Origin of the sequence: Dyella sp., assembly GCF_036746095.1 — a bacterium.
Classification (GTDB): Bacteria; Pseudomonadota; Gammaproteobacteria; order Xanthomonadales; family Rhodanobacteraceae; genus Dyella_B.
The window spans coordinates 1-21,157 of record NZ_DAIOEU010000073.1 but is presented as its reverse complement, the minus strand read 5'-3'; the positions used below and the strand labels follow the sequence as shown (position 1 = coordinate 21,157).

Below are 21,157 nucleotides of genomic sequence, written 5' to 3'. Positions count from 1 at the left end.
TGCCGAGCGTGTCTTCCACGGTGGTGACCTGGAAGCCTTCCATCGCCGCCTGCAGCGCGTTGATCGGGTCGATCTCGGTCACGATCACGCGTGCGCCGAAGCCCTTGAGCGAATGCGCGCAACCCTTGCCCACGTCACCGTAGCCGCACACCACCGCCACCTTGCCGGCCACCATCAAGTCGGTGGCGCGCTTGATGCCGTCGGCCAGCGATTCGCGGCATCCGTAGAGGTTGTCGAACTTGCTCTTGGTGACCGAGTCGTTGACGTTGATGGCAGGCACCAGCAGCTTGCCGGCTTCCATCATCTGGTACAGGCGATGCACGCCGGTGGTGGTTTCTTCGGAAACGCCCTTCCAATCGGCGGCGACTTTCTTCCAGAAGCCGGGGCGCTCCTTGGCGGTGCGCTTGAGCAGGTCCTTGATGACCTGTTCTTCGTGGTTGCCGCTGGGCGTGTTGACCCAGTTGTCGCCGTTTTCCATGTCCACGCCCTTGTGGATCAGCAGCGTGGCATCGCCGCCGTCGTCGACGATCAGCTCCGGACCTTTCATGCCCGGGTGGGTGAGCATGTCGAGCGTGCAGTCCCAGTATTCCTCCAGCGTCTCGCCCTTCCAGGCGAACACCGGGATGCCGGCGGCGGCTACGGCCGCGGCGCAGTCGTCCTGGGTGGAGAAGATGTTGCAGGAGGCCCAGCGCACCGAGGCGCCCAGCGTGCTGAGCGTCTCGATCAGCACCGCGGTTTCCTTGGTCATGTGCAGCGAGCCGGACAGGCGCACGCCCTTCAGCGGCTTGGCGGTGGCATAGCGGGCGCGGATGGCCATCAGGCCGGGCATTTCTTCCTCGGCCATGCGGATGCGGCGGCGGCCGAGATCGGCCAGCGAGATATCGCGGACCTTGTAGTCTTGGGTCGATTCGTTGGTGACAGCATTCATGCAGGGATGTCTCCGAGTCTCATGGGGAAAACCCGGCCCGGGAGGCCAGGCCGACGCGAACATCGCGTCATGAGCGCCGTTGCATTCGAGGCATCCACCGAGCCTGGCCGTAGCAGTTACCTACGGTCGCAGCGCCCCTCGGCGAAGGCCGTCATTCTAGCCATAGAACCTGGCTTATGACGAATCGATTGCCGCACTGCCGCATAAATTGGTTAGGCTAGGGGACTGACCACCGGAGGCCCTGATGGAAGCCACTCGCGACCCCGAATTCCTGCCCCATGACGGCCCGCTGCGCGAAGACGTGCACCGGCTCGGCGCGATGGTGGGGCGCATGTTGGCCGAGCAGGGTGGCGAAGGCTTCTTCCAGCGCGTGGAGCAGGTGCGCACCGCCTCCATCCGCCGCCGTCGCGAAGCCCGCGCGGTGGACGACCTGGCCGAGTCGCTGGCCGGCTTGGACGCCGAAGCCGCCGAAGCGCTGGCCCGCGGATTCGCCACCTACTTCCAGGCCGTCAACACGGCCGAGCGCGTGCACCGCATCCGCCGCCGCCGCGATTACCAACGCGAAAGCGGCACCGCGCAGCCCGAATCGCTGCTCGACGTATTGCAGCGTTTGAAGGAGCAGGGCGCCGGCGCCGACGAGCTGCTGCAATGGCTATACAAGCTGAAGGTGGAACCGGTGTTCACCGCGCATCCCACCGAGGCGATCCGCCGTTCCCTGCTCGAAAAGGAACAGGCGATCGTGCGCGCGCTGGTCGACAATTTCGATCCCACCCGCACGCCGCAAGAACGCAAGGAAGACGACGACCGCATCTTCATGGCGCTCTCTGCCGGTTGGCAGACGGCCGAGGCCTCGCCGATCCGCCCCAGCGTGCAGGACGAGCATCATCACGTCGGCTTTTATCTCGCCAACCCGATCTACCGCATCGTGCCTGCATTCTACGAACTGCTCGCTGATGCCTTGCAGGAGGTCTACGGTGTCGCCGTGCCGCTGCCGCGCCTGCTGAGCTTCGCCACCTGGGTCGGCGGCGACATGGACGGCAATCCGAACGTGGGTGCCGATACCATCGCCAACAGCCTGGCGACACAGCGTGCGCACGTACTGGAGCATTACATTGAGGACGTCGAGGCGTTGGCGCGTCAGCTCAGCCAGACCGATGACCGCGTGGCGTTCGACGCCGCGCTGCTGAAGCGGCTGGCCGATTATCGCGAACAGTTTCCGCGTGCTGCCGCCACCATTCGCCCGCGCCATGCGGACATGCCATATCGCTGCCTGCTCACCCTGATCCGCGCACGGCTCGAAGCCACGCTCGAAGACGGACATGCGGAGGGTTATCAGTCCGCCAATGAATTGATCGACGATTTGCTGTTGATCGTGCACGGCCTGATCGATCATCGTGGCCTCAACGCGGGCGCCTACGCCGTGCGCCGCTTGATCTGGCGCGTGCGCACCTTTGGTTTCCACATGGCCCGCCTGGACGTGCGGCAGGATTCGCGCGTGCATGACGACGCGCTGGCGGCCTTGCTGCACGACGAAACCTGGACGCAGCGTGCGCCCGCAGAACGCGTCAGCGTGTTGCGACCCTACGCAGGTGGCGAACGTGCGCTTGAAAGAAACGACGACGCACAGGCGGAATCCTTGCGTGCTGTATTTGCCACCTTGCACGAATCCCGCCAGCGCTATGGTACGGACGCGACAGGCCTGTACATCATCAGCATGGCGCGCTCGGCCGCTGACGTGCTCGCGGTGCTGGCCTTGGCGAGATACGGCGGGCTTGTCAACGACACTCACGTTCCGCTCGATATCGCTCCGCTGTTTGAAACCGTCGATGATTTGAACAACGCGCCCGGGACACTGCGCGCCTTGCTGAATGATCCGGTCTACCGCGATCACCTGCGCGCCCGCGACGATTGCCAATGGGTGATGCTGGGCTACTCCGACAGCGGCAAGGATGGCGGCACACTGGCTTCACGTTGGGGCTTGCAGCGCGCGCAAGTGGAATTGATGGCGCTCGCGGAACAGGCCGGCATTCGCCTGGCGTTCTTCCATGGTCGCGGCGGTTCGGCCAGCCGTGGCGGCGCGCGCATTGCGCCGGCATTGATGTCCTCGCCGCGCGGTTCGATCAACGGCATCCTGCGTGTGACCGAGCAAGGCGAAGTGATCCATCGCAAGTACGGTATCCGCGCACTGGCCCTGCGGAATCTGGAGCAAACCGTTGGCGCTGTACTACGTGCCAGCGTGCGCCCACGCGAGGAAGACCCGCGCGAAGCGCAGTGGCGCGACGTCATGACCGCCATGGCTGCGGAAAGCCGCCGCGCCTATCGCGCCTTCGTCGACCGCGAAGGCTTCGTCGACTATTTCCGTGCCGCCACGCCGATCGACGTGATCGAACAGATGGCGCTCGGCTCGCGTCCCTCGCGTCGGCGCAGCATGCGCGGCGTGGAGGACCTGCGCGCCATTCCATGGGTTTTCGCCTGGACGCAATGCCGCTCCATCATTACCGGCTGGTATGGCTTGGGTACCGCCCTGGAAGCCGCGGTTGCCCGCCATGGCGAAGCCACCCTGGTGGAAATGGCGCGCGACTGGCCGTTCTTTGCCAACGCGCTGGACGACGTGGAAATGGTGCTGGCCAAGTGCGACCTGGATATCGCCGAGGCATTCTCCAAGCTTGCAGGTCCCTTGCACGACACGTTCTTCGGCGTGATTGGCGAGGAATTCGAACGCACGCGCCATTGGCTGCTTAAGCTCAAGAACAGCCATGAACTGCTGCGTGACGATCCGCGTTTGGCGCTGTCGATTCGCCTGCGCAATCCCTACGTGGATCCGATGAGCCTGATGCAGGTGGACCTGCTGCAACGCTGGCGTGCGAGCGACCGCAGCGATGATAATTTGCTGCGCGCGCTGGTGACCTGTGTGAATGGCGTGGCACAGGGCCTGCAAAATACGGGCTGACGTCGAACGCCGTCGTTCCCGCGAAAAGCATGGATTCTCTCTTCAATCAGGAAAGCGCTTATGGACCAGCCTGCCTACCCCCAGCGTCGCCTCGGCCTGTTGCCGTTGCTGATCTTCAGCTCACGCTGGCTGCAACTGCCGCTTTACGTCGGGCTGATCGCGGCACAGTGTGTCTACGTATATTTGTTCGGCAAAGAGCTGTGGCACTTGGTCCATCAAGCCTCGGGCTTGGGCGAGCAGGAAATCATGTTGATCGTGCTCGGCCTGATCGACGTGGTGATGATCTCCAATCTCCTGATCATGGTGATCGTCGGCGGCTACGAAACCTTCGTCTCGCGGCTTGGCCTGGACGGCCATCCGGATCAGCCCGAATGGCTGTCGCACGTGAACGCCTCGGTGCTGAAGGTGAAGCTGGCCATGGCGATCATCGGCATTTCATCCATTCATCTGCTCAAGACCTTCATTGCCGCGGGCACGTTGAACGGCCTGCCATTTTGTTCGCCGGAAGTGCTGGCCACGATTGCGCAGGCGAATGAAGGCGGCAGCATGCTCAAGTGCGCCACGCTGACGCCGGTCGGGGTGATGTGGCAGACCATCATCCACGTGGTCTTTATCCTTTCCGCGATCGGCATTGCGTGGACGGACCGCATCATGCATGCGCATGTTGCGAAGGTGGGCGAAGAGCATTGATCGCGGTCGGGTGAACGGAACGCGCCCCGGCGTTGCATTTTCTCGAAACGCCAGGTTTGGGGTTTGTGTTCCGCGCGCTCCAGCCGCGCCGGAGCGCGTCAGGCCGACAAATCAATCAGCCATCCAGCTCCGTCCATCGCGCATAAGCGCAATCCAATGCTTCCTGCGCTTTCGCCAGGGCTTCGTTCGCCTTCTGAATCGCCGCGTTGTCCTGCTGATAAAACGAAGGATCGTTCATCGCTGCGGCATGTTTGGCGATCTCCTCTTCCAGCTGCTCGATGCGGGCCGGCAATTGTTCAAGCTCGCGTGCATCCTTGTAGCTGAGCTTGCGTTTTGGCTTTTCGCTGTCGCTGGCCGCAGCGGGCGCATGGGTCTGGATGGGTTTCGTGGTCGGTGATGGCGATGCGGCAAAGATGCGCTCCGCCGGTTTCTGCCGCAACCAGTCACTATAGCCGCCGACGTAGTCACCTACTTTGCCGCCGCCTTCCAGCACCAGCGTGCTCGACACCACGTTGTCGAGGAATTCGCGGTCGTGCGATACCAGCAACAGCGTACCTTTGTATTCGGTGAGGAGTTCTTCGAGCAGTTCCAGCGTTTCGACGTCCAGATCGTTGGTGGGTTCGTCCATCACCAGCAGATTGGATGGCTGTGCAAACAGCTTGGCCAGCAGCAGGCGATTGCGTTCGCCGCCGGATAGGCGCGTGATCGGCGCACGGGCGCGTTCGGGCGAAAACAGGAAGTCCTGCAGGTAGCCGATGATGTGCTTGCGCTGTCCGTTGAGCTCGATGTATTCGCGGCCTTCGGCCACGTTGTCCAGCGCATTCAAGCTGTCGTTGAGTTGCGAGCGATGCTGGTCGAAATAGGCGATCTGCAGCCCGGTGCCGAGGCTGACATCGCCGCGTTGCGGTATCAGTTCGCCAAGCATGATTTTCAGCAAGGTACTCTTGCCTGCGCCATTGGGGCCGATGATGCCGACGCGGTCGCCGCGCATGATCGTGGTGCTGAGGTCATCGATCAGCACGCGTCCGCCATAGGCCTGATGCACGTGGTCCAGCTCGATGACTTTTTTGCCGGATGCCTGTGCATTGGCCAGCGCCATCTTGGCGTTGCCGCTGAGCTCGCGCCGTTCGGCGCGTTCGCGACGCAACGCTTTCAACGCGCGTACGCGGCCTTCGTTGCGCGTGCGGCGTGCCTTGATGCCCTGGCGAATCCACACTTCTTCTTGCGCCAGTTTTTTGTCGAACAGTGCGTTGGCCTGTGCTTGGGCATGCAGGCGTTCTTCGCGGCGACGCAGATAGTTGTCGTAGTCGCCCGGCCAACTGGTGAGCTGGCCGCGATCGATTTCGACGATGCGGGTGGCGAGCGCGCGCAGGAAACTGCGATCGTGCGTGATGAAAATGATGCTGCCTTCGAACTGCTTGAGAAAGCCTTCCAGCCAGCCGATCGCTTCGATGTCCAGATGGTTGGTCGGCTCATCCAGCAACAGCACATTCGGTTTGCGCACCAACGCCTGCGCCAGCAATACGCGGCGCTTCATGCCGCCGGAAAGCGCGGCAAAATCCGTATCGGCAGGAAGCTCGAGTTTCGCCAGTACGTCGCTGACGCGTCGATCCAGATCCCAGCCGTGTTGCGCTTCGATCCGGTTTTGCACTTCGCCTAACGCGTCGAGATCGCCTTCGGCGAGCAGGTGGTGGTAGCGCGCAAGCAATCGGCCGAGATCGCCAAGGCCTTCGGCCACCACATCGAAGACGCTGCCGGACGTGGCTTGCGGTACCTCTTGCGCCATGCGGGCGACGATCACGCCGCTTTGCACGCGCACTTCACCGTCATCGGGCTGCAATTCGCCGGAGATCAGTTTCATGAGGGTGGATTTGCCTTCGCCGTTACGACCGACGATGCACACGCGCTCGTTGGCATCGATCGAAAGATCGACGTGTTCGAGCAGAAGAGGGCCGCCGACGCTGAAGTCGAGGCGCTGAAGCTGGATAAGGGACATGCCGCCATTCTACTGGCTCGCTCTTTGCATTCCCCCTCCGGCATTCGGTGAAAGCCACATTTAAGAAATCGAGCCCTTCGCCGATCCAGATTTCAAAATCGCCGTCATCGAGGCATAACGAAAATTTACGCTTTCGGAGTCGGTAAAATTCAGTAAAACATGCACTTAGCATGGCAGATTAAAGCGTTTCCTCTGGAATTTGCGATTGTCATGCATTAAGGTTGCGCGACGCGGGGGCAGTACCGCGGTTCGGGAGTGAAAGGCCGTGGCGAACATCCAATCCATCCAGCCAATGCAGTGGTTGAACCGGCTGTGGGGCCTGTTCGCGGTAGTGCTTTTGCTGGGCGTGGCCGGTGTGGCGCACGCGGGCTATGCCGCCATCGTGATCGACCCGGCCACGGGCGAGGTGCTCAGCGCCGTCAATGCCGATGAGCAGAACTACCCGGCCTCGCTGACCAAGATGATGACCCTGTACCTGACCTTCCAGGCGTTGCAGAGCGGCAAGCTGAAAGTGGACCAGGATCTGCCGGTTTCCAGCTGGGCCGCTTCGCGCGAACCGACCAAGCTCGGCCTGCGTGCCGGCCAGACCATCTCCGTCAACGACTGCATCCTCGGTATGGTGACCAAGTCCGCCAACGACGCGGCGAGCGTGGTGGCCGAGAGCCTGGGCGGCAACGAGGGCCATTTCGCCGAGATGATGACGGCGCAGGCCGCGCTGCTCGGCATGACGTCCACGCATTTTGCCAACGCCAATGGCCTGCCGGACCCGAACAATGTCTCTACTGCGCGTGACATGGTCAAGCTCGCCATGGCGCTGTATCGCGACTTCCCGCAGTACACGCATTATTTCGCGACCAAGGAATTCGTGTTCCGCGGCCAGCTGATCCGTGGGCATAACAACTTGATGGATCGCTATCCCGGCATGGACGGCCTCAAGACCGGTTTCACCGATGCTTCCGGCTTCAACCTGGCGTCCACCGCCGTGCATGACGGCCGTCGCCTGTTTGCCGTGGTGCTCGGTGGCCGCAGTGCATCCGCCCGCGACAATCTGATGGCCCGCCTGCTGGATGATGGCTTCGACAACCAGCCGACACCGGAAGAACTGGTCGCCCGGGCGAGCATGCCCAGCACCACTCATCGCGTGCTGTCGGCGCTGTCGCCGATCGAGACGGCGGAAGCGGATGAAACCGCCCCGGCCCATCGTCGCGCCTCGCGCGGCTGCACGCCGCACCGGGGCAGAAGCTGCCCGCGGATGGCCAAGACGCATCATCATCCCAAGTCCACCACCCGGCTCGCCCATCGGCACAAGAGCAAGAAAGTGGTGCTGGCGTCGACCAGCAAGGACGACGGTCAATAGAGCCCGGGGACGAATCAGCTGTTCGTCATGGCTCGGCCACCTCGGCTCCACAACTCACGCAACGCCTGAGTGAAACGGTGGTGCTGCAACCGGCGCACATCGGATCTCCAGCAGATCGTCTGCGTGAGCTGTTCGGCTGCCGTCGAGGTGGCGTAGAACATAAAAGAAAACGGGCCGCGGCGCGGCCCGTTTTTCGTTGCACAGCGAAGCGTGGGCTTACTTCAGCTTCGCATCCGCACGCAGCTCGTCGGCCTTGTCCGTCTTCTCCCACGAGAACGCGGTGAAGGTGTTGCCATCGGCATCCTTCACGTCGTACGGCGTGCGGCCGAAGTGGCCATAGCTGGCGGTGGCCTGGTACATCGGATGGATCAGGTCCAGCATCTTGATGATGCCGTACGGGCGCAGGTCGAAGTGCTTGCGGATCAGCTTTTCGATCTTGTCATCGGATAGCTTGCCGGTGCCGAAGGTGGTGACCGAGATGGAGGTGGGCTCGGCCACGCCGATGGCATAGCTCACCTGCACTTCGCAGCGATCGGCGATGCCGGCGGCCACGATGTTCTTGGCCACGTAGCGGGCGGCGTAGGCGGCCGAACGGTCGACCTTGGACGGATCCTTGCCGGAGAACGCGCCGCCACCGTGACGAGCCCAGCCGCCGTAGGTATCGACGATGATCTTGCGGCCGGTCAGGCCGCAGTCGCCCACTGGACCGCCGATCACGAACTTGCCGGTCGGGTTGATGTGGAACTTGGTGTTCTTGTGCAGCAGCTTGGCCGGCAGCACGGGCTTCAAGATGTGTTCGCGCACGGCTTCAACCAGGTCTTTCTGCTTCACGCTCGGATCGTGCTGGGTGGACAGCACCACGGCGTCGATGGCGGTGGCCACGCCGTCTTCATAGCGCAGGGTGACCTGGCTCTTCGCGTCCGGGCGCAGCCACGGCAGCGGCGAGTTCTTCTTCTTGCGAACCTTGGCCTGCTGCTCCACCAGGCGGTGCGAGTAGTAGATCGCCGCCGGCATGAAATCCTTGGTCTCGTTGGTGGCGTAGCCGAACATCAGGCCCTGGTCGCCGGCGCCCTGTTCCTCGGGCTTCTTGCGATCCACGCCCTGGTTGATATCGGGCGACTGCTTGCCGATCAGGTTCAGCACGCCGCAGGTCTCGCCGTCGAAACCGACGTTGCTGGAGTCGTAGCCGATGTCCAGGATGACCTTGCGGGTCAGCGCCTCCAGGTCGATCCAGGCGCTGGTGGTGACTTCGCCCGCGACGATGGCTACGCCAGTCTTCACCAGGGTTTCGCAGGCCACGCGGGCGCGCTTGTCCTGGGTCAGGATCGCGTCCAGCACGGCGTCGGAGATCTGGTCGGCGACCTTGTCCGGATGGCCTTCGGAGACCGATTCGGAGGTGAAGAGGTAGTTGCTCATCGCGGCTTATATCCTTCTTTACGGATAAAGAGATGGAAAGGGGAATTGCGCATCATACACGCACTAGCCCGGGGTTTCACTGCCCAGTCTGGCATGCCCACGTGACGGGTTCAGGCGGGGTGCGACAAATGGACGTCCAAACGAGGCGGGACCGGCCATCAGCGGGCGGCCAGCGGATGGTCATGGATGAAGCGCAATACGTCATCCAGCGTGGGCGCTTCCGTCCGGAATGGCCGCGACAGGGCAAAGACCAGCGCGTTGTGGCTGACCCCTGGATACAAGTGCAAGGTCACGTCCTCATGCTGGGCCTGCAGCGCGTGCGCCAGCGATTCGGCATTCGAGGGCTGCACCTCGTGGTCGGCCAAGCCTTGCAACAGCAGCATCGGCGGTTCGGCGCCGTGCACGAAGCGCACCGGCTGTGCGCGCGCTTGCGATGCCGCGTCACGGCCGAACATGCCAAGCATGTCCTGCTCGTTGGCGGGAATCGGCATGAAGTCGTAGCAGCCGGCCAAGCCGATAAAGCCGGCCAATGCGTCCGGTCGCAATCCGTAAGGCATCAGCCATGACGGATCGGTAGCCAGCAGGGCGCCGATCTGCCCGCCGGCGGAATGGCCCATGACGAAGATGTCGTTTGGCGCAGCGCCCAATTCTTGCGCGTGCTGGTGCGCCCATGCCACCGCGCGTGCGGCGTCTTGCATGAAACCATCCATCTTCACTTGCGGATATTTGCGGTAATCCGGAATCACCGTCACCACGCCGTGCGCAGCCAGTGCGGTACCCGCGAAGCGGTACCATGCACGCACCCCGCGTACCCAGCTGCCGCCATAGAAGAACACCACGAGCGGCGCCCGTGTGGCGTCGGCAGGGCGATAGACATCCAGCTTCAGGCCATGCATCGCATCGAAGACGACGCTGCGCTGTGTTTCGATGCCCGCGCGCCGGTCGGTCGCATTCAAACCTGCAAACAAAGTGCCTTCGCAGCCGCTCAGCAGCCATGCCGTGCACAGTAACAACCATGTTCGGCACAACATGCCCGGAGAAGAATGCGCGGAGGGTGAAGGCATCATGGCATTGCTATGGAAGTCATTTGCCGATAATGCCCGTTTCAATGCCGCAAAGGTTTGCGAGGCGAAGGGGATTGTCACCTTTCTGGTCCATGCGCACGCGACAAAGAGCGGGGCCAACTTAGGGCAGCACCGATCAACTATCGCCGTCGTCACCTTGTATGCGCGCCTCGGTTTGCATCGACGATGAAGGCATGCGGTTGGCACGTCGAGACGGTGGGGTGACGAGCATCCTCTGGGCATGTCCAATTGCCTCCCACCGACGTGCCTTCGATGCGAAGCGTTTATTCAGGCGGCTGCGCGCCAGCTGTCCTGCAAGCTCTCGAAGTACGAGCGCGTCAGCCGTAGTTGTTCATGCATCGTCTCGGCGCGGTTAACCACGTCGCGGAACGCTGCATTTTGCGGCCGATCCTTCGCATACCAGCCCAGATGCTTGCGCGCGATGCGCACGCCGGCTTGCTCGCCATAGAACGCATGCAGATGGTCGAGGTGGCCGAGCAGGATGCTTGCGACGTCCAGTGGCGAGGGTTCGGCGAGCAGCTCGCCGGTAGCCAGGTAGTGCGCGATCTCGCGGAAAATCCACGGACGGCCTTGCGCGCCACGGCCAACCATCACCGCATCGGCGTGCGTTGCATCGAGTACGTGCTTGGCTTGCTGCGGCGTGGTGATGTCCCCATTGGCGAGCACGGGAATATGCACCGTGGCTTTCACCGCAGCGATGGTGTCGTATTCGGCTTCGCCTTCGTATCTATCGGCACGCGTGCGGCCGTGCACCGCCAGCGCCGCGATGCCGTTGTCCTGGGCAATGCGGGCAATGCTGAGTGCGTTCTTGTGCTGGCGATCCCAGCCGGTGCGGATTTTCAAAGTGACCGGCACGTTCACTGCGTCCACCACCGCTTTCACGATGCGCGCAACCAGTGGCTCGTCCTGCAGCAGTGCCGAACCGGACCACACGTTGCACACCTTCTTCGCCGGGCAGCCCATGTTGATATCGATGATCTGCGCACCGTTGGCGACGTTGAAGCGCGCCGCTTCGGCCAGCATGCCCGGGTCGTAGCCGGCAATCTGCACGCTCACGGGTTCGGGCTCGCCATCGTGGTCCATGCGCTTGAGCGATTTGCGCGTCTGCCACAGGCGTGGATCGGCGGTGGTCATTTCCGATACGGCCAATCCGGCGCCCAGCCGTTTGCATAGCAAGCGGAAAGGTTTGTCGGTGACGCCGGCCATAGGGGCAAGCACCACGGGCGGGTCGATGTGGTAGGGGCCGATTTGCATCCGGCTATTGTAGCGTTGAACCGCCAAAATGCCGGGGCATTGAGTCTCCCTGTGGGGATTTCATCCCGCTTACTTAGTGCGCCGGGATGCTCCGCAGCGCTTCCGGCGCATGCTTGTGTCTGAACAGGAACACGAAGAGCACCGCCACCGCCAGCGAATATGCGGCGAAGGTGAGCCAGATGCCGTGCCATTCCAGCGAATGATCGGGGCGGGTGAAATACGCATCGATCACCCACCCACTGATCGAACTGCCCAGCACGGCGCCGATGCCGTTGGTCATCAGCATGAACAGGCCCTGCGCGCTGGCGCGGATGGCCGGATCGCTCTGGCCTTCCACGAACAAGGAGCCGGAGATGTTGAAGAAGTCGAACGCCATGCCATAGACGATGCACGACAGCACGATCATCCATAGCCCGTCGCCTGGATTGCCGAACGCGAACAGGCCGAAGCGCAGCGTCCACGCCAGCATGCTGGTCAGCATCACTGTTTTGATGCCGAAGCGTTTCAGAAAGAACGGAATGGCGAGGATGAACAGCGTTTCGGACACCTGCGAAATCGACATGATGATGGCCGGATAGCGCACCGCGATCAGGTCCTTGTAAGCATCGACATGGGCGAAGTCGTGCAGGAAGGTGTCGCCGTAGGCATTGGTCAATTGCAACGCGGCGCCAAGCAGCATGGCGAAGATGAAGAAGATCGCCATCTTCGCCTGCTTGAACAGGGTGAACGACGTCAGGCCCAGCGCATCCAGCCACGAGCGATGATCTTGGCCGCGCAGGCGCGGCGGGCAAGGCGGAAGGGTGAACGCATAGATGCCAAGCAGCAGCGATGCGCCGGCGGCCACGTAGAACTGTCCCGTGGTGGTTTCCAGATGCAGCAGGCTCACCATCCACATGGCGGCGATGAACCCCACCGTACCCCACACGCGGATCGGCGGATACACGCGCACTACGTCCGTGCCGTCGCGTTTCAGCGCGTTGTACGCCACCGTGATGGCCAGCGAGATGGTGGGCATGTAGCACATCATGTTCAGCAGCATCACCCAGAACAGCGTGCCGGGGTCGTTGATCTGCGGCACGATGCATAGCACGGCCGCGCCCGCCAGATGCATGCAGCCATACAGGCGCTCGGCACGGATCCATTTATCCGCCACCACCCCCAGGATCGACGGCATGAACAGTGAGGCCAGGCCCATGGTTGAGAAAATCGCGCCGAATTGGGTGCCGGACCAATGCCTGTTCTGAAACCAATAGGCTCCGATGGTGATCAGCCATGCGCCCCAGATGAAGTACTGCAGGAAATTCATCGCGATGAGTCGCAGCTTCAGGCTCATGGGCTGGTTTCCCGCATGGCGTTGGTTTTCCCCTGGGTAACGTGTCGTTATGTGCATGCATGCAAGGACGCTTGTGCCCCTTGCTCGTCATTCCGGCGAAGGCCGGAATCCAGTTCCAATACATCATGCACAGCACTCGATATAAGGTTCGGAGCGCTTCGCGCAACGTACTTGACTGGATTCCGACCTTCGCCGGAGTGAGGCGTTTGGCTTTCGGGCTATGCCCGGATTTTCGGCAGCGTAAGGGAAGCCAGACCCGGCCAGCAAGGTTCGCCGCCGCACGCCACAGCGCTACACTGCGCCGACTTATCCGGAGCGGTCCCATGAGCCTGTTCATCACCATCGCGATCGTCCAGATCATTGCCCTGATGAGCCCGGGGCCGGATTTTTTCTTCGTCTCGCAGACGGCAGTCAGCCGCTCGCGGCATGAGGCGATGGCTGGCGTGGCGGGTATCACGCTTGGCGTGGCGATGTGGGCGGCGCTGGCGCTGCTGGGTCTGCAATTGCTGTTGCACAAGCTGATCTGGCTGGAGCGCCTGATTACCATCGGCGGCGGCCTGTATCTGTGCTGGATGGGTCTGAGGATGCTGCGTGGCGCTTTGGCCAAACCAGCGCAAACGCAGGGGGAGCCGGTACAGGTGTTTGCCGGCGCGTGGCGTTCGCTGCGCAATGGTTTGTTCACCAATCTCGCCAACCCGAAAGTGGTGATCTATTTCGGCAGCATTTTTTCGGCATTCGTGGGCGAGGGCGTTTCGTCGACGGCGCGCTGGGGCTTGTGGGCGATGGTGGTGGCCGAAACGTTTCTGTGGTTTTCGTTCGTAGCCGGCTGCTTTGCGTTGCCGGTCATGCGCCGCGGCTATCTGCGCATCAGCCGTTGGATTGATGGCTGTGCCGGCGCGGTGTTCATGCTATTTGGGCTGCACCTGATTTTCTCGCGCCGCGCGGCGTAGCCTGCACGGCCGTCATTCACGTTTTCGCAGGCATGGCGGTCATGGGATCACAGCACTTGCTGCACCCTTTCGCGAAGCACGGGTAACAGCTCCATCTCAAACCACGGATTGCGCTTCAGCCATGCCTGGTTGCGAGGGCTTGGATGCGGCAGTGGCAGCACGCCATGCGCAAGATGCTCGCGCCAGGAGAGCATCGTTGCGGTGAGTGAAGCACCGCGCTGATCCCCGAGCAGGCCAGCTTGCGCGTATTGACCGATGGCCAGTGTCAGTTGCACGTGCCTCAGCAACGGCAGCAGGCGCGGATGCCACGTCGGTGCGCATTCGGGCCGGGGTGGCAAATCGCCGCTGCGTCCGCTGCCGGGAAAACAAAAACCCATCGGCACGATGGCGATACGTTGTGCGTCGTAGAACGTTTCTCGATCGATCCCCAGCCAGTTGCGCAGCCGATCGCCGCTGACGTCGTTGAACGGAATGCCGGTCGCATGGACTTTACGACCTGGCGCCTGGCTCACGATCAACAAGCGTGACGACGTGCTGGCTTGCAGGACGGGCCGCGGGCCATCCTGCAGATATGTAGCGCATAACTGGCATGCGCTGATCTCGGTGAGCAACGCGGTAAGTGATTCTGCACGCTTGGTCATGGCAGCAGCTTGCCCGGATTCAAAATGCCATCCGGATCGAAGGCGGCTTTCACATGGCGCATGAGATTGAGCGTGGCGGGTTCCAGCGCCAGTGGCATGAATTGGCGTTTCACCAGTCCAATGCCGTGTTCGCCGGATAGCGTGCCCTGCAGCGAGATCACCAGCGCAAACACCTCGGCCAAACAGGCGTGTGCGCGTTCGCGTTCCGCCTCGTCGCGCGGCAGCAGGTTCACATGCAGGTTGCCATTGCCGGCGTGGCCGAAGGTAACGATCAACACCTCGTGCTTGAGCGAGAGTTGGCGGACACCATTGACCAATTCGGGCAGGCGGCTGACCGGCACGACCACGTCTTCGTTGATCTTGTTGGGTGAAATAGTCCGTTGCGCGGGCGACAGGGCTTTGCGTGCGGACCATAGTGCGTGGGTTTCTTCCGTGGTTTGTGCGATGTGGAGCGTTTCCAGGCCTTCGCCTTGCGCTGCGCGCGATACCGCGTCGATGGCGGAAGGCAGCGTGTCGGGTTCGCCATCCACTTCGATCATCAACATCGCGCCGGCGAGAGGCACGTCGTTGCCACCATGGTCGTGCGCGAGTTTCAGCGCGACGTCATCGATGAATTCCAGCGCGCACGGCGTAACCGGTTGCGCCATGATGCGTGCCACCGCATGCGCGGCGCTGCTTACGTCGCGATAGGTCGCACGCAGCGTGCGCAGGCCAGAGGGCTTTGGCGTGAGCTTGAGCGTCGCTTCGGTGATCAGTGCGAGCGTGCCCTCCGAGCCGATCAGCAGGCGGGTGAGGTCATAACCCGTCGCACCTTTGCTGGTGTAGGTGCCGCAGCGGAAGCTTTCGCCGGTGCCGGCGACCGCGTGCAGGCCAAGCGTGTTTTCGCGCGGGCTGCCGTATTTCACCGTGCGCGGCCCCGCCGAATTGCAGGCGAGATTGCCGCCGATGCTGCACCACGGCGAGGAGGTTGGATCGGGCGGCCAGAAGAACCCATGCGGCGCGAGTGCACGTTGCAGATCGCCGTTCAATACACCGGGTTCGACGATGGCGAGGCGATTGTCGGGATCGATGCGCAGGATGCGATTCATTCGCTCGAAGCTCACCACCACGCCACCGTCCACCGGTACGGTGGCGCCGGTGGTGTTGGTGCCGCGGCCGCGTGCAGTCACCGGTACATGATGTTCGCGGCAGGCACGGACCAGTGCTTCGATTTGCGCATGTTCCTGCGCGAACGCCACGGCATCGGGCAAGGCGTTGCGGCGGGAGTTGTCGTAGGCGTACGCGATGCGTTCGGCCTCGCGTGTGGAACAGGCGTCGGGGCCGAAGATGGCATGCAAGGCGTCCAATACAGGGGCGGGAAGTGTCATGGCCTTATTCCCTCCAGTGCTGCACTTTCTTCATCGAAGCACCATCTTGCCCGGTATTCATGCCGACGTGGGCCGGCACGAGGGGATGCTGCACGTCGACGCGCTTGATCATTCGGCTTCGAACGCGCTGCGCAGCCATTGCATCTTTGCGCCATCAACCGGTCCGTCGTACGCCACTACATCAAACCGGCAAACTCGCTGCGCATATTTTGGATTCGCGGCAAGCCACAACTGTGCAGTCTGCACCAGCTTGGCCTGCTTGGCCGCGGTGACGGACATGGCGGCGTCGCCGAAGCCGGCGCGAATGCGATGGCGCACTTCCACGAATACCACGGCATCGCCATCGCGCATCACCAGATCCAGTTCACCGTAGCGCGTGGTGTAGTTGCGAGCGAGCAGTATCAGTCCTGCGCGCTCAAGTTCCTTGCATGCGCGTTGTTCGAACGCGCTTCCCGCTGCACGCATCAGCCACCGTTCGGTTGCGTGGCCGGCATCGGCGCACTGCCCGCAGGCGCAGGCGCGCTGCTGGCCGGGGCGGGCCCGCCAGGCGTGTTGTCGAGCTGCAGGCTGCCATTGCTCGGGCGCGCCACGCCGTCCTGGAACTTCAACCAGGTCAGTACGCGCTTCACATTGCCGAATGTGTCGATCGCCAACTGACCCGTGGCACCCGGCAGATAACTGCCCGGGTGGCTGCGCAGCCAGTCGAGATAGGGCACCAGGTTCCATGCATCCATGCCGAAGGCGAACAGCTGGGCCGTACCGCTGCGCGCAGCGGGCAATTGGCCGGCGACGTCCTGATAGTTGGGCAGGCCCGTCTGCGCATCGAACAGCCACGGTGCGTCGCAAAATTCCACGCCTTCCAGGTCACGATCGGCGGTGGGATTGTCGCTGCCGCCATAGATGTGCGAGGTGGCGAACACCGGCAGGCTGATGCGCTGTACACGCAGTTGCGGCAGCAGCAGGCGTGCCTGCTCGGTGCGCATGCTGATGAAGATGCCCGCATCGGTGCCGGCGCTGCCGGCATTCAGGGCGTTGATGGCATCGCCGTAATTCACGCCGCTCGCCGGCAGTTGCGCATTGCCGGCGATCTGGCCGCCCTTGGCTTCCAGCTCCGCTTTGAACGCCGCGGCGGCGCGCTTGGCAAAATCGTCGCCGGAAATAAGCACGTAGGCGTTATGCAATCCGCGCTCGATCATGCGATCGGCGGCCTGCGCACCTTCGTCTTCGGGCATCAACGCAAATTCGCTCGCGGTACTGGAGAGCTTGCTGTTTTCCACATGATTGAGCGCGAGCACCGGGACGGGCAGCGAAGACTGGCCGAGCACGGCGGTTACTTCCGTTCGCAACAACGGCCCGACCACCATTTGCGCACCGTCGCTCACGGCTTGGTTGTAAGCCTTGATGGCAGACGCGGCATTGCCGCCGCTGTCGTACACGCGCACCGCGGCGCGGGGCGCGTGCGTGTCCGACGACTGGAAATACGCGGCGAAAAAGCCTTCGCGAATGGCCGCGCTGATCGGCGCCAGGCCATCGTTGCCGGGGAGTAGCAGCGCGACGTGCGCCGGCATCTTGTAGCCCTCCCGCACGCTCGCGCCATTGCCGGCCACCAGCGTGCCCACGGCTTGCTGCAGATCCGGTTGCGCCTGCGCCACGGTGACGCCGAGACGGCCAAGCGCTTCGTTCACCCACGGCAGCATGCGGTCACCCGACTGCATGGCTGCTGCGCGTTGCTTGAGCGGTTGCACGCCAAGCTTGGTCAGCAACGTCAGTGCTTGATCGCGGTTCTGCGCGCGATCGGCGCCCTGCAGCGTGCTATCCAGTTGAATGCGATTGACCGCCGCACCCCACAGGTCGCCGGTGCCGGCCAGGGCATCCGCGCGCAGGATCAGCAGGCGCGGACGCAGGTTCGGCGGCACGCTCAGATCCGGTTGCGTGGTGAGGTTCAGCGCCGTTGCCGCATCGTGCTGATGCAGCGCGATTTCCGCGCGCAGCAGGTCCAGGCGCACGGGCTCGTCATTGCTGAGTTTGTCGCGGCGAATGCCGACCACGATCGGCGTGGCGCGATCGAGCGCGTTCTCTTCGCGGTATGCCTCCGCCGCCAACAGCTTGTAATGGTCTGCGCGATCGGGCGCCTGCGCGGCGAGCGTCAAATAGGCTTGTGCGGCCTGCTCGAACTGCCCCTGGTTGGCAAGATTGGCGGCGCTTTGCGCGGCGGCGACCTCGGCTGGCGAGCGCGGTACCACGGACGGCACGCAGGCGCTCAGCAGCAGCGAAAACAGCAGTCCTGACGCGACAAGACGACTCGGGCGCATGGGGTTCCTTCTGTCCTGGGGAGCATCGCCGTTGGCAATTGCGCGATCATAGCCGATCGCATCATGGCCTCGCCGCGAAGGGTTCCGGAAAAATGTCTAGCAATCAGAAGGGCTGCCTGTGGGTAGTGGCGACGCCGATCGGCCATCGTGACGACATCTCCGCGCGCGCCATCGAGACCTTGCGCAGCGTCGCCGTGATTGCTGCGGAGGACACCCGGCATAGCCGCCCGATGCTGCTGCAACACAATATCGGCACGCCGCTGCTGGCCCTGCACGAACATAACGAGCGCGAAGCGGTGGCCGCCATCGTACGGCGGCTGGAGCAGGGTGAATCGGTGGCATTGATTTCGGATGCCGGCACGCCGCTGATCAGCGATCCGGGCTTTCGCCTGGTGCGTGCGGCGCGCGAGACCGGTATTCGCTGCATACCGGTGCCCGGTGCGTGCGCGGCGATCGCGGCGCTGTCCGTCGCGGGATTGCCGAGCGACCGCTTCGTGTTCGAAGGTTTTCTTCCGCCCAAGTCGGCCGCGCGCCGTAGCCGGCTGGAAGAACTTGCGAGTGATCCGCGCACGTTGATTTTTTACGAATCCTCGCATCGCATTGCCGAGAGCGTGGCCGATATGCGCGACGTGTTCGGCGCGCAGCGCGAAGCGGTGCTGGCGCGTGAACTCACCAAGATGTTCGAGACCGTGATCGGCGAACCGTTGAGCGCACTGGCGGACCGTGTAGTGAGCGATCCCAATCAACAGCGCGGCGAATGCGTGATTCTCGTCGCCGGCCGCGGCGAGGAGACGGATGCGCGGCTAGCCGAAGGCCAGCGGGTGTTCGCGATCTTGCGCGAGGAACTGCCGCCATCGCGAGCGGCGAAGCTTGCGTCAGCCATAACGGGCGCGCCGCGCAAACAGCTCTATCAGGAATAGCGCAAGCCACCATGCACGTCGCCGCGTAAGCAGGGATGAGAATCGCGGCTTTTCAGTCCCTTCATGCGGGGATTTGTCATCCCAGCCTGCGTACTCGTGGATTCCTCCAGCTACAATGGACGCCGGAGTCGGCCGGACAGTCGCGTCGCGCCTTGTGCGCGTCGAGGAAAGTCCGGGCTCCACAGGGCAGAGTGCCAGGTAACTCCTGGGCGGCGCGAGCTGACGGCCAGTGCAACAGAAAGCAAACCGCCGATGGCCTGCAAGGGCACAGGTAAGGGTGAAAGGGTGCGGTAAGAGCGCACCGCGCGCGGGGCCAACGCCGCGTGGCACGGTAAACCCCACTCGGAGCAAGACCAAATAGGGGAACGATAACGCGGCCCGCGTTGTTCCCGGGTAGGTTGCTGGAGCCAGGTGGCGACGCCTGGCCGAGAGGAATGACTGTCGCGCCGCAAGGCGTACAGAACCCGGCTTACAGGCCGACTCCACCTCATGCAGGACTTAAGTGAAGAGTGGCGAGAAGTGGGAAGGGCCCGTGCCGGCTTTCCTCTCACTTCGCGCCGCTCTTTACTTACTTTCGTTTTCCAAAAAAACCATACCGATCAAGGCTCTTGCGAGCCTTCCTAGAAATCACTGGAAATTTCGCTAGAACTTCGCCTTTCTCCTTGATTCACAAGCAAAATTTTCTTGACAGTCTCAAGGGGCGAGACTATCGTGGGACCCTGTGTGAAATCGTGGGATTTCGTGGGAGTTCCTGAGCGTCGTGTTCCAGGGCGAAACCGCCATTACCGTCGATGACAAGGGCCGCCTGGCTATCCCGACCGCGTATCGGGAGCTGGTCACGGGTGCCTGCGCCAATCGGCTGGTGATCACCTACAACCCGTTCGAGTCGGGCTGCCTATGGCTGTTCCCGCACGCCGAGTGGGAGAAGGTGCGCGACCAGGTGAATGCCCTGCCGAACGTGAAGGCCGTGCACCGCGCCCTGCAGATGAAGCTGGTCGGCGCGGCCGCGATGGTGGAGCCCGATGGCGCGATGCGCATCCTGCTGCCGGCCAGCCAGCGCGCGGCGGCGGGCATCGAGAAAAAGGCGGTCCTGCTGGGCATGGGCAACAAGTTCGAGCTGTGGAGCGAACAGGCCCACCTGGCCAAGATCCGCCAGACCATCGGCGAAGACGAAATCACCAACGACATGGCCGCGCTGCAGCTCTGAGTGCGGCGAGCGGATTTGCGGGCGGGTTTACGGGACGGGAGGTGCGGCATGGCCGAGTTGCGGCACATCCCGGTGATGCTGGACGAAGCGGTGGAGGGCCTTGCCGTGCAGGCAGGTGGGCGTTACCTGGATGGCACGTTCGGACGCGGCGGTCACGCGCGCGCCGTGCTGTCGCGCCTCGGTCCCGGCGGCCGGCTGCTGCTGCTGGACCGTGATCCCGTCGCCATCGCCGCGGCATGCGACGCGTTCGCCGCCGAGCCGCGCGTGTCGATCCGCCACGCCAACTTCGCCAGCCTCGCCGAATGGGACGAGACTGCCGCCGGCCTGGACGGCGTGTTGCTGGATCTGGGCGTGTCCTCGCCGCAGCTCGACGAGGCTGCACGCGGTTTCAGCTTCATGGCCGACGCGCCGCTGGACATGCGCATGGACACCAGCCAGGGCGAGAGCGCGGCGGACTTCCTTGCCCATGCCTCCGAGCGCGAGATCGCCGACGTGCTGTGGCAGTACGGCGAGGAGCGTTTCAGCCGCAAGATCGCCCGCGCGGTCGTGGAGCGCCGCGCGGAAAGCCCGTTCACCCGCACCGGCGAGCTGGCTGCGCTGATCGAGCGCGTGGTGGGCCGGCGCGAGCCGGGCAAGCACCCGGCCACGCGCAGCTTCCAGGCGCTGCGCATTCGCGTGAACGGCGAGCTGGATTCGGTGCGGCGCGGGCTGGATGCCGCGCTGGCGCGCCTGAGACCTGGCGGTCGGCTTG

At 63.2% G+C, this 21,157-nt stretch carries 18 protein-coding genes, 1 other RNA gene and 1 riboswitch; of the genes, 9 read left to right on the top strand and 10 right to left on the bottom strand.

The annotated features are described in order from the left end of the window. A partial coding sequence (locus V7M64_RS19925; protein ID WP_333681624.1) for an adenosylhomocysteinase occupies positions 1–928 on the bottom strand: 928 nt, incomplete at its 3' end. A gap of 64 nt (positions 929–992) precedes the next feature. Beyond that, positions 993–1,074, bottom strand: a riboswitch (S-adenosyl-L-homocysteine riboswitch). 98 nt (positions 1,075–1,172) lie between these two features. Between V7M64_RS19925 and ppc the strand changes: the two genes are divergently transcribed. Both ppc and V7M64_RS19915 read left to right on the top strand, forming a co-directional pair. After that, positions 1,173–3,878, top strand: a complete 2,706-nt coding sequence (ppc, locus tag V7M64_RS19920; RefSeq protein WP_333681622.1) for a phosphoenolpyruvate carboxylase — start codon at positions 1,173–1,175, stop codon at positions 3,876–3,878. Between the two features lie 60 nt (positions 3,879–3,938). Then, the gene (locus V7M64_RS19915) at positions 3,939–4,568 is read left to right on the top strand and encodes a TIGR00645 family protein (RefSeq protein ID WP_333681620.1); all 630 of its coding nucleotides are present in this window, start codon (positions 3,939–3,941) and stop codon (positions 4,566–4,568) included. Positions 4,569–4,683: 115 nt separating this feature from the next. Here V7M64_RS19915 and V7M64_RS19910 read toward each other — a convergent pair whose 3' ends face one another. Continuing rightward, the gene (locus V7M64_RS19910) at positions 4,684–6,564 is read right to left on the bottom strand and encodes an ATP-binding cassette domain-containing protein (RefSeq protein ID WP_333681619.1); all 1,881 of its coding nucleotides are present in this window, start codon (positions 6,562–6,564) and stop codon (positions 4,684–4,686) included. 265 nt (positions 6,565–6,829) lie between these two features. On the opposite strand from V7M64_RS19910, the gene V7M64_RS19905 reads away from it, so the two are divergent. After that, on the top strand, positions 6,830–7,921 hold the full coding sequence (locus tag V7M64_RS19905) for a D-alanyl-D-alanine carboxypeptidase family protein (RefSeq protein WP_333681618.1): 1,092 nt from the start codon (positions 6,830–6,832) through the stop codon (positions 7,919–7,921). Positions 7,922–8,137: 216 nt separating this feature from the next. Here V7M64_RS19905 and metK read toward each other — a convergent pair whose 3' ends face one another. Both metK and V7M64_RS19895 read right to left on the bottom strand, forming a co-directional pair. Continuing rightward, a complete protein-coding gene (metK, locus tag V7M64_RS19900) occupies positions 8,138–9,337 on the bottom strand; it encodes a methionine adenosyltransferase (RefSeq protein ID WP_333681616.1) in 1,200 nt (399 codons plus the stop codon). Between the two features lie 158 nt (positions 9,338–9,495). Next, positions 9,496–10,305 carry an alpha/beta hydrolase gene (locus V7M64_RS19895; protein WP_333681615.1) on the bottom strand — a complete coding sequence of 270 codons (810 nt, stop codon included), beginning with the start codon at positions 10,303–10,305 and terminating at the stop codon, positions 9,496–9,498. 31 nt (positions 10,306–10,336) lie between these two features. On the opposite strand from V7M64_RS19895, the gene V7M64_RS19890 reads away from it, so the two are divergent. Further along, entirely contained in the window at positions 10,337–10,591 is a 255-nt protein-coding gene (locus V7M64_RS19890; RefSeq protein ID WP_333681614.1) for a hypothetical protein, read from the top strand. Between the two features lie 98 nt (positions 10,592–10,689). Here V7M64_RS19890 and dusB read toward each other — a convergent pair whose 3' ends face one another. Further along, positions 10,690–11,676: a tRNA dihydrouridine synthase DusB gene (gene dusB / locus V7M64_RS19885; RefSeq protein ID WP_333681612.1), complete on the bottom strand. Its 987-nt coding sequence runs from the start codon at positions 11,674–11,676 to the stop codon at positions 10,690–10,692. Positions 11,677–11,749: 73 nt separating this feature from the next. Next, positions 11,750–13,009, bottom strand: a complete 1,260-nt coding sequence (locus V7M64_RS19880) for a nucleoside permease (RefSeq protein WP_333681610.1) — start codon at positions 13,007–13,009, stop codon at positions 11,750–11,752. Between the two features lie 323 nt (positions 13,010–13,332). Between V7M64_RS19880 and rhtC the strand changes: the two genes are divergently transcribed. Continuing rightward, positions 13,333–13,959, top strand: a complete 627-nt coding sequence (gene rhtC / locus V7M64_RS19875; protein WP_333681608.1) for a threonine export protein RhtC — start codon at positions 13,333–13,335, stop codon at positions 13,957–13,959. Between the two features lie 47 nt (positions 13,960–14,006). Here rhtC and V7M64_RS19870 read toward each other — a convergent pair whose 3' ends face one another. From V7M64_RS19870 to V7M64_RS19855, 4 genes are all read right to left on the bottom strand, one after another. Next, on the bottom strand, positions 14,007–14,600 hold the full coding sequence (locus tag V7M64_RS19870) for a uracil-DNA glycosylase family protein (RefSeq protein ID WP_333681606.1): 594 nt from the start codon (positions 14,598–14,600) through the stop codon (positions 14,007–14,009). Continuing rightward, the gene (locus V7M64_RS19865; protein ID WP_333681604.1) at positions 14,597–15,967 is read right to left on the bottom strand and encodes an FAD-linked oxidase C-terminal domain-containing protein; all 1,371 of its coding nucleotides are present in this window, start codon (positions 15,965–15,967) and stop codon (positions 14,597–14,599) included. Before V7M64_RS19865 ends, V7M64_RS19870 begins: the two co-directional genes overlap by 4 nt. 108 nt (positions 15,968–16,075) lie before the next feature. Next, the gene (locus tag V7M64_RS19860) at positions 16,076–16,432 is read right to left on the bottom strand and encodes a YraN family protein (RefSeq protein ID WP_333681602.1); all 357 of its coding nucleotides are present in this window, start codon (positions 16,430–16,432) and stop codon (positions 16,076–16,078) included. Then, positions 16,432–18,279: a penicillin-binding protein activator gene (locus V7M64_RS19855; protein ID WP_333681600.1), complete on the bottom strand. Its 1,848-nt coding sequence runs from the start codon at positions 18,277–18,279 to the stop codon at positions 16,432–16,434. The genes V7M64_RS19860 and V7M64_RS19855 overlap by 1 nt, the downstream gene beginning before the upstream one ends. A 92-nt stretch (positions 18,280–18,371) precedes the next feature. Here V7M64_RS19855 and rsmI point away from each other — a divergent pair, with 92 nt between their 5' ends. From rsmI to rsmH, 4 genes are all read left to right on the top strand, one after another. Then, complete coding sequence (rsmI, locus tag V7M64_RS19850; protein WP_333681598.1) at positions 18,372–19,199, top strand: 16S rRNA (cytidine(1402)-2'-O)-methyltransferase; 828 nt, start codon at positions 18,372–18,374, stop codon at positions 19,197–19,199. Positions 19,200–19,323: 124 nt separating this feature from the next. Next, positions 19,324–19,687, top strand: an RNA gene (gene rnpB, locus V7M64_RS19845) — RNase P RNA component class A. Between the two features lie 272 nt (positions 19,688–19,959). Further along, positions 19,960–20,406 (top strand): division/cell wall cluster transcriptional repressor MraZ, encoded by a 447-nt coding sequence (gene mraZ, locus V7M64_RS19840; RefSeq protein ID WP_333681596.1) that lies wholly within the window; start codon positions 19,960–19,962, stop codon positions 20,404–20,406. Between the two features lie 48 nt (positions 20,407–20,454). Next, positions 20,455–21,157, top strand: a 703-nt coding sequence (gene rsmH / locus V7M64_RS19835) for a 16S rRNA (cytosine(1402)-N(4))-methyltransferase RsmH (RefSeq protein ID WP_333681595.1), incomplete at its 3' end; no start/stop codon positions are given.